The 15,656-nt window shown below is 65.8% G+C and carries 12 protein-coding genes; 8 read left to right on the forward strand and 4 right to left on the reverse strand.

From position 1 onward, the window contains the following. The first annotated feature begins 172 nt into the window (after positions 1 to 172). The 8 genes from IEX33_RS14865 to IEX33_RS14900 all read left to right on the forward strand — a co-directional run bounded on the left by IEX33_RS14865 (position 173) and on the right by IEX33_RS14900 (position 11,454). Positions 173 to 3,886 (forward strand): nitrate reductase subunit alpha, encoded by a 3,714-nt coding sequence (locus tag IEX33_RS14865; protein WP_188731422.1) that lies wholly within the window; start codon positions 173 to 175, stop codon positions 3,884 to 3,886. Further along, positions 3,886 to 5,580, forward strand: coding sequence for a nitrate reductase subunit beta (narH, locus tag IEX33_RS14870; RefSeq protein WP_188731423.1), 1,695 nt, complete (start codon positions 3,886 to 3,888; stop codon positions 5,578 to 5,580). Before IEX33_RS14865 ends, narH begins: the two co-directional genes overlap by 1 nt. Next, a complete protein-coding gene (gene narJ, locus IEX33_RS14875) occupies positions 5,577 to 6,197 on the forward strand; it encodes a nitrate reductase molybdenum cofactor assembly chaperone (protein ID WP_188731425.1) in 621 nt (206 codons plus the stop codon). The genes narH and narJ overlap by 4 nt, the downstream gene beginning before the upstream one ends. Before the next feature lie 2 nt (positions 6,198 to 6,199). Next, on the forward strand, positions 6,200 to 7,093 hold the full coding sequence (gene narI / locus IEX33_RS14880; protein WP_188731427.1) for a respiratory nitrate reductase subunit gamma: 894 nt from the start codon (positions 6,200 to 6,202) through the stop codon (positions 7,091 to 7,093). A gap of 12 nt (positions 7,094 to 7,105) precedes the next feature. Further along, on the forward strand, positions 7,106 to 8,359 hold the full coding sequence (locus tag IEX33_RS14885) for an MFS transporter (RefSeq protein WP_188731430.1): 1,254 nt from the start codon (positions 7,106 to 7,108) through the stop codon (positions 8,357 to 8,359). A gap of 145 nt (positions 8,360 to 8,504) precedes the next feature. Continuing rightward, complete coding sequence (locus IEX33_RS14890) at positions 8,505 to 9,251, forward strand: hypothetical protein (RefSeq protein WP_188731432.1); 747 nt, start codon at positions 8,505 to 8,507, stop codon at positions 9,249 to 9,251. Positions 9,252 to 9,626: 375 nt separating this feature from the next. Next, positions 9,627 to 10,754: an ice-binding family protein gene (locus IEX33_RS14895; RefSeq protein ID WP_188731434.1), complete on the forward strand. Its 1,128-nt coding sequence runs from the start codon at positions 9,627 to 9,629 to the stop codon at positions 10,752 to 10,754. Positions 10,755 to 10,995: 241 nt separating this feature from the next. After that, on the forward strand, positions 10,996 to 11,454 hold the full coding sequence (locus IEX33_RS14900) for a class F sortase (protein WP_229675400.1): 459 nt from the start codon (positions 10,996 to 10,998) through the stop codon (positions 11,452 to 11,454). Positions 11,455 to 11,521: 67 nt separating this feature from the next. Here IEX33_RS14900 and IEX33_RS14905 read toward each other — a convergent pair whose 3' ends face one another. From IEX33_RS14905 to IEX33_RS14920, 4 genes are all read right to left on the reverse strand, one after another. Then, on the reverse strand, positions 11,522 to 12,040 hold the full coding sequence (locus tag IEX33_RS14905; RefSeq protein ID WP_188731436.1) for a GNAT family N-acetyltransferase: 519 nt from the start codon (positions 12,038 to 12,040) through the stop codon (positions 11,522 to 11,524). Then, complete coding sequence (locus tag IEX33_RS14910; RefSeq protein WP_188731438.1) at positions 12,040 to 12,759, reverse strand: HAD family hydrolase; 720 nt, start codon at positions 12,757 to 12,759, stop codon at positions 12,040 to 12,042. The genes IEX33_RS14905 and IEX33_RS14910 overlap by 1 nt, the downstream gene beginning before the upstream one ends. Positions 12,760 to 12,813: 54 nt before the next feature. Continuing rightward, the gene (locus tag IEX33_RS14915) at positions 12,814 to 13,569 is read right to left on the reverse strand and encodes a phosphotransferase (protein WP_188731440.1); all 756 of its coding nucleotides are present in this window, start codon (positions 13,567 to 13,569) and stop codon (positions 12,814 to 12,816) included. A 442-nt stretch (positions 13,570 to 14,011) separates the two neighbouring features. Next, a complete protein-coding gene (locus IEX33_RS14920; protein ID WP_188731442.1) occupies positions 14,012 to 15,136 on the reverse strand; it encodes a serine hydrolase domain-containing protein in 1,125 nt (374 codons plus the stop codon). Between the last annotated feature and the right edge of the window lie 520 nt (positions 15,137 to 15,656).

Genomic DNA, 15,656 nt, shown 5'->3' on the forward strand with positions numbered 1-15,656 from the left:
CGCCACCGTTGTTCCTGTCAATGCTGTCCCGGCCACCGCTTGTCTCCTGTCCGCCGCCTGCGGTTTCAGCCTACGGCAGCCCGGGCAGCCCGAAACCTAGTCCCGCCCCACCTAAAGCGCAACCAGTCGAAAGACCCTACTCGCCCGCCGGAGCCGCACCTACCGTGGCAGCATGGCTGAGGAGCGTTTTGTCCCGGGGGTAGACGGAGCAGCATCGGATGCAATGCTGAAGGTGGGCAGGTTCTTCACGAAGTGGGACCAGACCGACGACGGCAGGGCAGTCTTCCGGGAGGGCGGCCGCAAGGGGGACATCTTCTACCGCGACAGGTGGAGCCACGACAAAGTGGTCCGCTCCACCCACGGCGTGAACTGCACCGGGTCCTGCTCCTGGAAGGTGTACGTCAAGGACGGCATCATCACCTGGGAATCCCAGCAGACCGACTATCCCTCGGTGGGGCCGGACAGTCCCGAATACGAACCACGAGGCTGCCCCCGCGGGGCGGCCTTTTCCTGGTACACCTACTCGCCCACCCGGGTCCGCTTTCCCTACGCCCGCGGGGTCCTCGTGGAGATGTACCGAGAGGCGAAGGCCCGGCTCGGCGACCCCGTGCTCGCCTTCGCCGAGATCGCCGCGGACCCGGACAAGCGGCGCCGCTACCAGCAGGCCCGCGGCAAGGGCGGCCTGGTCCGGGTGTCCTGGCAGGAGGCCATCGAAATTGCCGCCGCCGCGCACGTGAACACCATCAAGACCTACGGCCCGGACCGCTGCGCCGGCTTCTCGCCCATCCCGGCGATGTCCATGGTTTCGCACGCGGTGGGCACCCGCTTCATCCAGCTCATCGGCGGCGTGATGACCTCCTTCTACGACTGGTACGCGGACCTTCCCGTCGCAAGCCCGCAGGTGTTCGGGGACCAGACGGACGTGCCCGAATCCGGCGACTGGTGGGACGCGCGCTACCTCATGATGTGGGGCTCCAACGTTCCCGTCACCCGTACCCCGGACGCCCACTGGATGGCCGAGGTGCGCTACCGCGGCACCAAGGTGGTCACCGTCAGCCCGGACTACGCGGACAACACGAAATTCGCGGACGAGTGGCTCCCCGCCCAGGCCGGAACCGACGCGGCGCTGGCCATGGCCATGGGCCACGTGACGCTCAAGGAATTCTTCGTGGACCGGCAGGTGCCCTTCTTCACGGACTACGTGAAGCAGTACACGGACCTGCCGTTCCTCGTCAGGCTGGAAAAGCGCGACGACGGCGCCCTCACGCCGTCGAAATTCCTCACCGCCGGTGACCTCCCGGGGGAGTCCGGGGCTGAGGACGCTGCTTTCCGCACCGTCCTGTTCGACAAAAAGGCGGCCCGTCCCGCCGTCCCGAACGGTTCCATGGGGTTCCGCTACTCCGGCAGCGGCGAGGGCAAGTGGAACCTGGACCTCGAGGGGATGGAACCGGCGCTTTCGCTGCGGGAGGTTTCGGGGGAAAGCGCCGAGATCCTGCTCCCGTGCTTCGAGCAGGCGGACGGCACCGGCAGCGTGCTCCGGCGCGGCGTGCCCGTCATCGAAGTGGAAGGCCAGCTGGTCACCACCGTGTTCGACCTTATGCTCGCGCAGTACGGCGTGGCCCGGGAAGGCCTCCCCGGGGACTGGGCCGCAGGGTACGATGACGCCGCCACCCCCTACACCCCGGCCTGGCAGGAGGAGATCACGTCCGTTCCCGCCCAGGCCTGCATCCGCGTGGCCCGCGAGTTTGCCCGCAACGCCGAGCAGTCCAAGGGCCGCTCCATGATCATCATGGGCGCCGGTATCTGCCAGTGGTTCCACGGCGACACCACGTACCGGGCCATTCTGGCGCTGGTGATGCTGACCGGCTGCATGGGCCGGAACGGGGGCGGCTGGGCGCACTACGTGGGGCAGGAGAAGACGCGCCCCATCACTGGCTGGGTGTCGCTGGCGAACGCCCTGGACTGGTCCCGGCCGCCGCGCACCATGATCGGCACCGGGTACTGGTACATGCACACGGACCAGTGGCGCCAGGATGGATATTCGGCGGATGCGCTGAAGTCCCCGCTGTCCACCGGCGCCCTTGACGGCCTGCACACCGCGGACGCGATCGCCCAGTCTGCCCGGCTTGGATGGATGCCGTTCTACCCGCAGTTCGACCGCAACCCGCTGGACCTGGCAGATGAGGCGGAGGCCGCCGTCGCCGCCGGAACCGCCAAGGACACCCCCACCTACATCGCGGACGCACTCAAGAACCGGACCCTGAACCCGGCCATCGAGGATGTGGATGCCCCGGAGAACTGGCCGCGCACCCTGGTCCTGTGGCGCTCCAACCTCTTTGGGTCCTCGGCCAAGGGCAACGAGTACTTCCTGCGGAACCTGCTGGGCACCCACAACAACGTTATGGGGGAGGACCATGCGGAGGGGCTCAAGCCCACGCACGTGAAATGGCACGAGCAGGCGCCGGAAGGGAAGCTGGACCTGCTGGTCTCCGCCGACTTCCGGATGACCTCCACCACCCTGCTGTCCGACGTCGTGTTCCCCGCCGCCACCTGGTACGAGAAACACGACCTGTCCTCCACGGACATGCACCCGTTCGTGCACGCGTTCACCCCGGCCATCGACCCGCCCTGGGAAACCAAGACCGACTTTGACACCTTCCACCTGCTGGCCCGCGAGTTTTCGAAGATGGCCAAGACCCACCTGGGCGTGAGGCGCGACCTTGTGAGTGTGCCGCTGCAGCATGACACCCCGGGCCAGCTGGCCCAGCCCGGCGGGACGGTCCGGGACTGGCGGGAGACGGACATCCCCGCCGTTCCCGGGCAGAACATGCCCGTCTTTTCCGTGGTGGAGCGGGACTATACAACCATCGCGGACAAACTGGCCGCCGTTGGGCCCCTTGCGGACAAGCTGGGATTCACCGTCAAGAACATCACCTACAAACTCGAGGGGCCGCTGAATCGGCTCAGCCACTCGAACGGCGTGATGCTCGGCGGCGCCGCGGACGGCCGCCCGGCCATGGACACCGACGCCAAGATGGCGGAGGCCATCCTGGCCTTCTCCGGCACCACCAACGGCGCACTGTCCGTACAGGGCTTCAAGGACCTGGAAGTCCGGACCGGGCGGAAGCTGGCAGACCTGTCCGAGGGGTCCGAGGAAAAGTTCATCACGTTCGCCCAGACCCAGGCGGCCCCGGTGCCGGTGATCACGTCGCCGGAATGGTCAGGTTCTGAGACAGGCGGCCGCCGGTACGCGCCGTTCACCATCAACATCGAACGGCTCAAGCCGTTTCACACCCTCACCGGCCGCATGCACTTCTTCCTGGACCACGACTGGATCACGGACATCGGGGAGGCGCTGCCCATCTACCGGCCGCCGCTGGACATGCACCGGCTGTTCGGCGAACCCAAACTGGGCCCGAACGGTCAGCTGGAGGTGGTGGTCCGGTACCTGACGCCGCACTCCAAGTGGTCCATCCACTCCGAATACCAGGACAACCTGCTGATGCTCTCACTCTCCCGCGGCGGACCCACCGTCTGGATGAGCCCGGCTGACGCCGACTCCATCCAGGTTCGGGACAACGACTGGGTGGAATGCCTGAACATCAACGGCGTCCTGGTGGCACGGGCCATCGTCAGCCACCGGATGCCCTCCGGTGTGGTGTACGTCCACCACGCCCAGGAGCGCACCATCGATGTCCCGAAGTCTGAGGCCACCGGCCGGCGCGGCGGCATTCACAACTCGGTGACCAGGCTGCTGGTGAAACCCTCGCACCTGATCGGCGGCTACGCCCAGCTGGCGTACGCGTTCAACTACCTCGGCCCCACCGGAAACCAGCGCGACATGGTGGCCACGGTCCGCCGCCGCTCACAGGAGGTGCAGTACTGATGCGAGTCATGGCTCAAATGGGCATGGTGATGAACCTGGACAAGTGCATCGGCTGCCACACGTGTTCGGTCACCTGCAAGCAGGCGTGGACCAACCGGGCGGGCACCGAATACGTATGGTTCAATAACGTGGAAACGCGTCCCGGGCAGGGGTACCCGCGCCGCTATGAGGACCAGGACAAATGGCGCGGCGGCTGGGATCTCAACAAGCGCGGCAAACTGGTGCTGAAGGCCGGTGGCCGGGTGAAGAAGATGTTCGGGCTGTTCGCCAGCCCGGTCCAGCCCGAGCTCAAGGACTACTACGAGCCGTGGACGTACGACTACAAAACCCTGGTGGACGCGCCCCTGGGCGACGACTTTCCGGTGGCCCGGCCGAAATCCCTGATCACCGGGGAGGACACCAAGGTCACCTGGTCCGCAAACTGGGACGACAACCTGGGCGGCTCTGCGGAGCACGGCCACCTGGACCCGCTGGTGGAGAAGGTCCGGCGGGAGTCCGAGGACAAGATCAAGTTCGCGTACGAGCAAACTTTTATGTTCTACCTGCCGCGGATCTGCGAGCACTGCCTGAACCCGTCCTGCATGGCCTCCTGCCCTTCCGGCGCCATCTACAAGCGGGTGGAGGACGGGATTGTGCTGGTGGACCAGGACAAGTGCCGCGGCTGGCGGCAGTGCGTCACCGGCTGCCCGTACAAGAAGATCTACTTCAACCACAAAACCGGCAAGGCCGAGAAGTGCACCTTCTGCTACCCCAGGGTGGAGGTGGGGATTCCCACGGTGTGCTCGGAGACCTGCGTGGGCCGGCTGCGGTACCTGGGGCTGTTTTTGTACGACGCCGATGCGGTCACCGCGGCGGCGTCCGTCACCGACCCGAAGGATCTCTACGACGCCCAGATGGACGTCCTGCTGGACCCGAACGATCCCGCCGTCCAGGCCGAGGCCCGGGCGCAGGACATCCCGGAAGACTGGATCGACGCCGCCAAGCGCTCGCCGGTGTACGCCCTGGCCAAGGTGTACAAGGTGGCCCTGCCGCTGCACCCGGAGTACCGGACCATGCCGATGGTCTGGTACGTGCCGCCGCTCTCCCCGGTGGTGGACCTGCTGCGGGACCAGGGGCACGACGGCGAGGACCACGGCAACCTGTTCGGCGCCATTGATGCCCTGCGGATCCCGGTGGAGTACCTCGCCGAGCTCTTCACCGCCGGGGACGCAGACCGGGTCACCGCGGTGCTGAAGAAGCTGGCGGCCATGCGTGCGTTCATGCGCGGCATCAGCCTGGGCAACGATCCGGACGAGTCCATCGCCGAGGCCGTGGGCATGGACGGGCAGACCATGTACGAGATGTACCGGCTGATGGCCATCGCCAAGTACGACGAGCGGTACGTCATTCCCAAGGCGCACGTGGAGCAGGCGCATGACCTGGAGGAGATGGGGTGTTCGCTGGATTTCGACGGCGGCCCGGGCATGCAGGATTCCTCGCCTTTCGGTGAGGCGAGCGGCAGGCCGGTGCCGGTTGCCGTGGACACCTTCAACGCCCTGCGCGACCGGCAGACCAGCGATGAGGTATCAGCGGGAACGAATCTGAAGGGCAGGGTGAACCTGCTGAACTGGGACGGGCGCGGGGCGCCGCCGGGGCTCTTCCCGGACAAGGGGCCCGAACCGGGAACCCTGGCCGCGGCGGAGGACCAGCCGTGAGCCGCCGGGACCAGGTGGTGTACATGGCCTGTGCGTGGTGCCTGTCCTACCCGGACCAGGACCTCCTGGGCAAGGTGCCGCTCATGCGCGCCGCGCTCGCGGAGTTCGCGGGCGCCGTCGAACCCTTCGGGGAGGTGCTGGACGCGCTGGAAGCCACGCCGCTGATGGAGGCCCAGGCTCACTACGTGCGGGAGTTCGACCTCAGCCGGCGCCACGCCCTGCATCTGAGCTACTGGACGGACGGTGACACCCGGCGCCGCGGCGAAGTGCTGGGCAGCTTCAAGAAGGCCTACCGGCAAAGCGACATCCTGGTGGACACCCAGGGGGAGCTTCCGGACTACCTGCCCATGGTGCTCGAGTACACCGCGCTGGTGGATTTCGCCGCAGGGCGGGAGCTGCTGATCCGGTACCGGCCAAGCCTGGAGATGCTGAAGTTCGGGCTGCTCCGGGACAAGCTTCCGCACGCCCGGATCCTGGAGGCCATCTGCGCCACACTGCCCGGAAAGTCGCCGGCGGATGAACAGGCCGTGATGCGGATGGCAGGCTACGGGCCGCCCACTGAGGCGGTTGGCCTTGACCCCTACGATCCGCGCCTGCTGCCCGTGAAGGGGGCCTGACCATGGTGGCCCTTGAAACGCTGCCCTTGGAAACACAGCCCGGTGCCGCCGTCGAACTCACCGCCCTGGACATTGTGCTGTGGGGCGTCCTGCCCTACGTGATGGTGGTGGTCCTGGTGGGCGGACTGGTCTGGCGCTACAGGTACGACCAGTTCGGGTGGACCACCAGGTCCTCCCAGCTCTACGAGTCCAGGCTGCTGCGGATTGCCTCGCCGCTGTTCCACTTCGGCCTGCTCGCCGTGGTTGCCGGGCACTTCTTTGGGCTGGTGATCCCGATGTCCTGGACGGAAGCGGTGGGGATGAGCCAGGACTTCTACCACTTCAACGCCCTGTTCGTGGGCGGGATCGCCGGCATCGGTACGCTGGGCGGGATCATCCTGCTGATCTACCGGCGCCGCACCACCGGGCCGGTGTTCATGGCCACCACCAAGAATGACAAGGCCATGTACGTGGTGCTCACGGCCGCCATCGTGTTCGGTTTGTGGACCACCCTGGCCAGCGTGTTCGAGGGCGAACACGGGCATAACTACCGCGAAACCGTGGCGCCGTGGTTCCGGTCCTTGTTCATCTTCCAGCCGGACATTGCTGCCATGGCTGCCGCGCCGTTCTCCTTCCACCTGCACACGCTGGTGGGGATGGCGCTGTTCATCATCTGGCCCTTCACCCGGCTGGTCCACGCCTTCACCGCGCCGTTCCACTACCTGTTCCGCCCGTACATCGTGTACCGCTCGCGGGATCGCGACGGCGGCAGGACAGGCGGGCGCGCGGGTACACGGCCCGCAGGGAGGGCCGGGAGCAGGTCCCGCGGCAATGCCGCGCAGAACCCCAACGCCCCCGCCGGCAAACGCGGCTGGTCCGCCGTCGGGACCGAGGACCGGGACACCCGGAACCGGTGAGGGGAGCACACCATGACTGAAGCCGCACGCCCCGCGAATCCCGTGCCGTCCGCGGAGACGTCCCATCCCGGCAAGGGCCTGAACCTGGCGCTCGCCACCAGCGCGTCCGTCATGGCCTTCTGGGCGTGGAACATCGTGGCGCCCCTGGGCGCCCGGTACACGCAGGAGATGGGGCTGGACTCCACCGCCACCGCGGTCCTTGTGGCCATGCCGATTTTCGTCGGATCGCTGGGCCGGATCGTGGTGGGCGCCATGACGGACCGGTTCGGCGGGCGGGTGATGTTTACGTTTGTCCTGCTGGGCAGCGTGCCTCCCGTCCTGCTGGTGGCGCTCGGCGGCACGCTCGGTTCCTATGCGGTGGTGCTGGGCGCCGGCCTGCTGCTGGGGATCGCAGGTACCGTGTTCGCCGTCGGAATTCCCTTTGTTTCCGCCTGGTACGAGCCGTCGCGGCGAGGTTTCGCCACCGGCGTGTTCGGTGCCGGGATGGGCGGGACCGCGCTGGCGGCCTTCCTGACCCCGCGGCTGGTGACCTGGATCGGGTACCTGCCCACGCACCTGCTGATTGCCGGGCTGCTGGTGGTGATGGGGGCCGTGATCTGGTTCAACCTGAAGGAGTCGCCGGACTGGCACCGGAACACCGCGCCGGTGATCCCCAAGCTCAAGGACGCGGCCGGGCTCGCCGTCACCTGGAAGCTGTGTTTCCTCTACGCGATCGTCTTCGGCGGGTTCGTCTCCTTCGCCACCTACCTGCCCACGTACCTCCGGGACATCTACCAGTTCGATCCGACCGCTGCCGGCACCCGGACCGCCGGGTTTGCCCTGGCGGCGGTGCTGTTCCGGCCCATCGGGGGAGTGCTGGCGGACCGGATCGGGTCCAAGCCGGTGGTGCTCTCGTCCCTGGCGGGCATCGCGGTGCTGGCGTTTGTGGTGAACCTGCGGCCCGACGGCGAAATACCGGCCGGACTTACCTTCGTGGCGATGGCCGCCGCACTTGGCCTGGGCACCGGCGGCGTGTTCGCGTGGGTTGGGAGGCTCTCACCGCAGGGGAAGGTGGGCAGCATCAGCGGCATTGTCAGCGCGGCCGGGGGGATGGGCGGCTACTTCCCGCCGCTGGTCATGGGCGCCACGTACAACGCGGCGGACAACAGCTACTTCATTGGGCTGATGCTGCTGGTGGTCACGGCCACGGTCGCCTTCGTGTTCACGCTGGTTGCCATCCGCTCACCCAAACAGCCCGCACCGCAAGGTGCGTTGAAGGGGACGTAGATGAACGACGGCGGGCGGCCAGCCCGGCCGGGCTTGGTTTCGTTACGCGCTGCAACAGTTCGGCTCCAATGGGTTGACTAATGGATCCCGCGAGCCGCCGCAGCTGCACAATGGGAGGATCACAACGGCTTCCAGGGAGGCGGACATGCAGCGGTCACGGCGGCCCGGCGTGGCAGTACTACTTTTACTTTCGCTCACTGCCTGCGGTGGGCCGGCCGGCTCACCACAGGCGTCGCCGTCGAGCGTTACCTCCCCGGTGACGGCGACGGCAACGGCAACAACTACGGAAAGAGCCCCGGCGTCAGCGCCGCCGACTGAGACAACAAGCGCCCCGGCGCCGGCCTCCTGGACCACGTACACGACGGCGGCCGGCGACCTGGCGTTCGACCTGCCGTCCAGCTGGAACATCACGGACCCGGCGGGGGAGCTGGCTGAAGGCGGCGGGGCGTTCGCGGAGGTGACCAGCGAGGACGGGCGGCTGCTGGCGACGCTTCGCACCAACATGGCCACCGGGTCCACGTGCACTGAGAAGTACCCGTACTCGGTCCTGGAGTCCGAGGAGATGCCGCAGCTGGCCCAGTACGGCACCGTGCCGCGGTACACGTTCGAGACCCGCGGCATCGACGCCGCTGCCGGCCCGCCGGACACCCCGGCAGCGGCCTACGGCATCACCACTGCGCCCCTTCCCGAAGGTGACTCGGCCTGTTACATGTTCCACTTCTTCAACTGGCCGCCCAACGCCGCCATGTTCGGCGCGTTCTACAACCCTGAACTGAACCTGACACCGGGCGACCCGTCGCTGCCGTACCTGGAGAAGGCCAAGCTGTATGCGGGGACGCCGGAGTACGCGGACATCAAGCGGATGATCACGTCGTTGCGGCCGGCGGGGTAGAAACGGAACCGTCGTCGCACATGCTCTGGAACCGCGACTTATCCAGAGACTTGAATAATTCTTTCGGGTTGGAGGCGCGCCCTAAAGGACCCTATGAATGGCGCTTGAGACTGCTCTGACCAGCCACGACAGGTATTTGAGGCCGCACCGGTGGTTCCCAGTTCCCCGCCGTGATCCTCTCGGAGTTTGCGGAGACCGTAGGCGTACCAGCGTTTAGAGCGTAGAGTCCGCAAGTATCGCTCCCTCACAATTTGTCAGGCAGTGCTTCGGGGCGTTTGCCCGCTGGGGGAAGGAACTGCCATGCAACATTGCTCTGCGCAACAACGCGGGTCACAGCGACACACTTCGGGGCTGTCCCGACGCCGGCAGACGGCAATGGCAGGGGGTGCGGCAGGAGCCGTTTTCCTGGCGGTTGCTTTGGTTTGGCAGCAGTCACCCGCCTTCGCTGCCACTCCGGTGGGCTTGGGCACTGCCGCCTCCTACTCCGTACTTGCCGGCTCAGCCGTGACGAACACCGGCCCATCCACCCTTCAGGGGGACCTGGGCGTCAGCCCCGGGACTGCGATCACAGGCTTTCCGCCGGGCATTGCGGCGGGGGCCACTCACGCGGCAGATGCGGTTGCCCTGCAAGCGCAGTCGGACTTGACCACCGCCTATAACGCCGCAGCAGGACAGCCGTTGACCACCAGCGTTGCAGGGGACCTTGTGGGCATGACCCTGACGGAAGGTGTTTACAGGTCCACCAGTTCGCTGGCCCTCAGCGGACAGCTCACCCTGGACGGGCAAGGCAACCCCGGCTCGGTATTCGTGTTCCAGGTGGCATCGACCCTGATCACCGCTTCGGCCAGCAGCATCATCCTCATCAACGGCGCCCAGGCCTGCAACGTGTTCTGGCAGGTTGGCAGTTCAGCGACCCTGGGTACCGCGTCGAGTTTCAAAGGTTCCATTCTTGCCCTCACCTCAATAACGGCGGAGACCAACGCCGTTGTGGAGGGCAGGGTGCTCGCCCGTAATGGTCAGGTCTCCCTGGACACTAACGTGATCACCAGCCCGGCCTGCACGCCAGCCGCAACCACGCCGCCCATTTCGGGCACCCCGACTCCAACGACCACGGAGACCGCCTCCCCGACGCAGACAGCATCAGCCACGGCGTCGGCGACTGCGACCAGCACACCAACTGCTACGGAAACCGCATCGGGGTCCGCCACAGCGACGCCAACTGCAACAACCACCGGGAGCCAGACGGCGACGGCCACAACAGCGCCTGGCACCGTTACCGAAGCGCCGGGTTCCAACGGCAGTGAATCTGCTGCTCCTGCAACGGCAGTGCCGCTGGCCGGGACTGGTGGAGGGGGCAGGAACCAAGGGACGAACATCGATACGGCCGCGAGCCTCCCAGTGGGAGGTCCGGCGGCCCTCGGAATACTCATGGCAGGCCTTGCCGTGACCGCGGCAATCGTCTTTACAGCCAGGCTGGTGCTCGGAAAGCGTCGGAGCAGTTAGGACCAAGGGCTTGCGGCGGGGAGCCGCGCTTTCCCTCCTCGGAGCGGCAGGTTTAGCGGCGGCTCTCCTGGGCGGCGGGTCCGCGCAGAGCCCGAGTCCAGAGGCCCTGCCGCAATCGTCCCTGTCGGCTGGACCGCACACTCCCGGTCCAGCAATTCCTCCGCGGCCGGCGGCGGCCAGTTCGTCGACGCCCCCGCCGGTCGCCGCAAAACCGCCGTCCCCCGTGCCGGAACATGAATCAGTGCAGGAAGCTGCCGCCTCACAGCCTGTGCACATCGCTTATCCCGCGGTGGGGATGGACCAAGCCGTCCTGCCGCTCTCTCCTACGGAGCAGGAAGCGAGCCTTGGCTCCCTTATTCCTCCCCCTACTCCGGACGCTTACTGGCTGACCCCGTACGGCACACCTGGTCAAGGTTCCACCAACACCACGTACATCGTCGGGCACAGCTGGGAGGGGCGTCCTTCCCCCTTCAATGAGATCAGTTCACGTGCGCAGCCTGGTGATCAGTTGACCATATCTACCGCGCAAGGGCCGCTGGTCTTCACCGTCGATGAAATCACCACGGAGTACAAGGACACCCTGAGGGACAGCGCGATCTGGGACAGGGTCCCGGGCAGGCTAATCCTGATTACCTGCTTTACCGAGGATCTGTGGGGGACCAACATCATCATCCAGGCCAGCCCCTTGCCCGCGGGTTAGCGCAGACCAGCGGCTGGAGCATCGAGGCGACGTGCGGCATGTGCCGACAGGCCTGTCGGCGGACGGATTACACCGTGTGGATCCAGTAGCGGCGCTTGCCGTTGCGGCTGTCCTCGTAGACGCCGCCGTTCCTTTCGATGGTCGCCCGGGAACCAAAGTTGTCCTCATCGCAGGTCAGGAGCACCCCGCGGATTCCCAGTTCCCTGGCAATGGGCAGGGCGTCAGCCAGGGCTTTGGCGGCGTGGCCGCGGCGCCGGGCGGAGGGCCTGACGCTGTAGCCGATATGGCCACCCTCGTTGAGGAGGAACTCGGTCAGTTCATGCCTGATGGCCAAAGACCCAAGGAAGGTGTCATCTTCCACAATCCACAGGTAGGTGCAGGGCACGTGCTCCGGTTTCCGCGGGGTCTCCGGCAGTGCGTCCTTGACGAGCCAGTCAACAAAGCGGCTGAACGTCTGGGGGTCTCTCAAATCTTCCAGGGGCCAGTCCTCGGCGCCAGCGCCGTCCCGACGGGTGCCGTTGAAATCCGCCGCCCCTTCCAGCCAGGAGGAGTGGTAGCTAACGTCCGGAGCGATAAGGCGGGCCATCACACGAGCGTACTTGAATCATTCTCCGCACCTGTTCCTGCGCCAAGAAGCGGGATAAGTTCTGAGAGGCTTTGGATCGTGCCTTCCGGTCCGCCAGCGTCCCGGTTGAGCAGGATCGCATGCAGCCCCGCGTTCCTGGCCCCTTCGACGTCAACGCGGAAGTTGTCACCGACGTAGAGGGCTTGGGCCGGGGAGATTCCGAGGATTTCGCAGGGTTGCATGAATGCCTCGGAAGAGGGTTTGGCATGGCCCATGGACTCCGAGCTGAAGATACGGCCTATCACCGGGCCGAGGCCTATCTCGCTGACTTTGAGTGCCTGCTGGCGGTGGTTCCCGTTGGTTATGACGCCGACCCGAATGCCGCCGTCGTGAAGGCTTTGCAGGGCGGGCCCCGCGTCCGGGAACGCGGCCCACGCATCCTGGTAACTCTGAAGGTAGACGTCGAAGAGTCCGTCCAGCAGCCTGTCCGTTGTGGGTACGGCGAGCCCGGTGAGCGGGAGAAACTGTCGGAGCCGTTCCCGGCGCTGTTCGTGGAAGGAAAGTTCGCGGGCAAGAAAGCGGTCGTAGGTGGTTCCCTCCAGCTGGAACCACGCACGTGCCAGATCGTCCGTGGACGTCGTTCCGAGGTGTTGAAGGAAAGCATCCAGGCCTGCACGGGCAGAAGCTGCATGGTCGAACAGGGTGTTGTCCAGGTCGAAGAGGACAGCTCGAATTTCCACTCCCCAAGGCTAGCGGCGGTTCTCCTCCAACGCTGCCCCTGGACGCTCCGCCGGTCACGGCCGGGCGAGGGCCTGCTCCCACGCCGATTGATGCTGCCGGACATATTGGGCAGCGCCACGCCAGTGCTCCCCGTGGCCGTTGACGAACATGTCCGCCCACGGCTGGAACCCGGTCTCGTGAGCAGACTCCAGAAGTTTGAACATTGCCGCAGTTCGCTGCACCATAGCGGCCGGCAACGCGCTGCGGAGCGATTCGTCAGCCTGGTACCCGTCAACAAGGGCGGACAGTCTCGCTGCCGCGTCTTTCACGGGCTGTCCTTCGAACAGCATGCCGAACGACTGGGCGGCGTAGGCCAAATCCCACAACCGCGTGCTGGGGCCGGCCCCGTCCCAGTCGATGAAAACCCACCGGTCGCCCCTGACGAGGTTCCAGGGAGCGAGGTCGTTGTGGCACATCAGGTCCGGGTTCTCGGCGGGCAGCAGCATGTTCCACGCTCCTGGATTAGGGATCACCACAGCTTCGCTTGCGTCGTGGATCCGGCGGATCATGCGGCCAACCCGCAGAAGATCGACCTGGGTGAGCGGCAGCTCCTCCAGCGCGAGGACGCCTGCCACGAACTCCACAACGCTCCGGCCGTCGTCGTCCTTTCCCAGAGGTTGGGGAACATCCACCCCGGACGAGCGAAGCACGGCGAGATAATCCTGCACGGCTGCTGAGTTTTCCAGCCAGGGTTTCCTTACGGTGTTACCGACGCGCACAACCCTGCCGGACCCGTTTCCGCCTGCAAGTTCCTGCTCGTCCGGGACCATCACAGCAGGCTATCGGTGGAGTCCCGTGTCCAAATAATCCAACTCGAAACCATCACCGACAACGACATCGATCCAGCCGCCCAGATTGCCGGTAGGTGCCGCTCAATGAGGGGCCCGTTGGGCTGCGGCACGTCCTAGCCTGACAAACTGCCAGTTCCCGAACAACGGTGCGAAGGCCATAGTTAGAGTACAGAGCCCTGCGATTAGAATCGGAGGCTGCCATGCTCCAGGCCCTGCTGTGCAAGCTGAACATTCGACACGACTGGCATCTCGAACATGCCGAAGACGGCGGTGTGTATAAACGCTGCCGCCGATGTGGCAAGGATGACGATCAGCGCGGCGAAGGAACAGGAGGCAACTACAGCGCCTGGATAGGGCCGACGGCAGGAGGATGAGGCCGGCCGTCCGCACGTCGCTACCCGGCAGCTCTGAGGTGTTCCAGCTAGCACATGCGCCTGGCTGTCTGTTGGATAGCGTCCTCCATCTCGGGGACGAGCGGAGGCGCATCTGTGACGTTCAGTTCCCGGGGCGGAAGGACCGTAGCCACCGTCACCTGCTGGTGCCCTTCTAAGGAGGAAACAGATTGGACACTGTACGGGCCCCCGCCCCCGGAGACGAAGACGTGTCGTGTGCCCGGGCAGATGTCGTCGCTCAGACGGATGCCTCCTAAAGGAGATGGCTCGGCCTCGATCATGCTCTTCCACGTTTCCTCGCGAATGAATCGGCCCGTGGTGAGCGCCGCCACGAACCTGCTGAGGTCTTCAACCGTTGAAATGACCCCTGAATCGGCTGATCCGGCGATCGCGTCAATACGCGTGAAGTCGCGCCTGTTCCCGTCCTCCAGCACGTACCCATGGAGCATGGGTTCGGGCGGCTGCCCTCTGGCCGCCAAGCGGGTGTTGCCCATTCCTGCCGGCTCGAACACATCCTCGGCGAGAATCTCGTCGAGTCCGCGGTTGTGTTTGCTTTCCAGCAGCCAGCCCAGCACTTCCCAGTCCGTTGCAGACCACGCAAAGTAGGGCACGGGCCCTGGCGGAAGGTCCACCCCCGCTGCAATCCTGAGCCGTTCCTCGAAGGTCAATACGCGCGTTTGGAGCTCGTCCAGGCTCGCGGATTCAATCAGGGGTGGAAAGTAGTCAGGGAGGCCGGAGGTACTGCCCAGAAGGTCCCGCACCGTGACCCGGTCCCACGCCGGGAAGATTGCTGTGAACTCGGGCAGATGAGCGGAGACGGGATCGTCAAGGTGCACGGCGCCGGCCTCCACCAGCTTCATCACGGACACGGCGACCATGGGCGTACCCGCCCCGATGATCCACGTTTTGTCCGTGGGGATCGCCATGCTGTTGGACTTCAGGTCTCTCACCCCGGTGGCCATTAGCTCTTCTTGGTCTCCGTTCCGAACATGGAAGACCACAGCAGGCGCTCCATGCGCGGACGCGTCGGCCGCAAAAGCTTCCAGCGTCGCGGCGAGGTTTTCAGCCGGGGTGGTTGCTGCTTCGTCGGGGGTGCTAGACGAGCAGCTCGAAAGCACAAGAGCCACGGCCAGCACCGCAGCGTGCTTGTTCATCAGGGAACCGGCCCCATCGGATTTCGTGGCCGGTCTCCAGCCTCCAGGTGCCCCGACCATCTCTGGCCGCGGCGACCGTACTTCCCACACTTAGTGCAACGCCGACGGAAGCCGCCGTCGGGCGTCCTTTCCACCAGCCAGTGGTGCCCGACATTGAGCCTGCACATTAGGGCCCGGATCATGACCACTCCTCTCCGAGAATGTGTCGCCCAGCCCACTTCCAATTATGTTCCCGAAACTTGTCATTGGGTCCTTCGGGAACCGAGCTCTTTGACTGCTTCCTCGATCGGGATTTACTCGCTTTCGTCGGTCGAACCGGTGGGGATTGGGCTCGGAATAGCGGCATGCACAAAGTGCCAGCGCCGTCGCGGCCAGCGCGCTGAGGAAGGACCTGAGTGCCGTTCGCATGACGCCCCCGGGGGAGAAGCCGCAGTTGTGGGACGGGCCACAAGCGCGCAGCCCCCGGGTCAAGGGTTGCCCGGCGCAGCAGTCCCAGCTCCTGAAGTTTAGGAGTGGTGTG

The organism is Pseudarthrobacter scleromae (assembly GCF_014644515.1).
Taxonomy (GTDB): Bacteria; Actinomycetota; Actinomycetes; order Actinomycetales; family Micrococcaceae; genus Arthrobacter; species Arthrobacter scleromae.

Coding starts and splice junctions, on each gene's coding strand:
- narH (WP_188731423.1), top strand. CDS start 3,886: ATGCGAGTCATGGCTCAAATGGGCATGGTGATGAACCTGGACAAGTGC.
- IEX33_RS14890 (WP_188731432.1), top strand. CDS start 8,505: ATGCAGCGGTCACGGCGGCCCGGCGTGGCAGTACTACTTTTACTTTCG.
- IEX33_RS14885 (WP_188731430.1), top strand. CDS start 7,106: ATGACTGAAGCCGCACGCCCCGCGAATCCCGTGCCGTCCGCGGAGACG.
- IEX33_RS14865 (WP_188731422.1), top strand. CDS start 173: ATGGCTGAGGAGCGTTTTGTCCCGGGGGTAGACGGAGCAGCATCGGAT.
- IEX33_RS14915 (WP_188731440.1), bottom strand. CDS start 13,569: ATGGTCCCGGACGAGCAGGAACTTGCAGGCGGAAACGGGTCCGGCAGG.
- narI (WP_188731427.1), top strand. CDS start 6,200: ATGGTGGCCCTTGAAACGCTGCCCTTGGAAACACAGCCCGGTGCCGCC.
- IEX33_RS14920 (WP_188731442.1), bottom strand. CDS start 15,136: ATGAACAAGCACGCTGCGGTGCTGGCCGTGGCTCTTGTGCTTTCGAGC.
- IEX33_RS14905 (WP_188731436.1), bottom strand. CDS start 12,040: ATGGCCCGCCTTATCGCTCCGGACGTTAGCTACCACTCCTCCTGGCTG.
- IEX33_RS14895 (WP_188731434.1), top strand. CDS start 9,627: ATGGCAGGGGGTGCGGCAGGAGCCGTTTTCCTGGCGGTTGCTTTGGTT.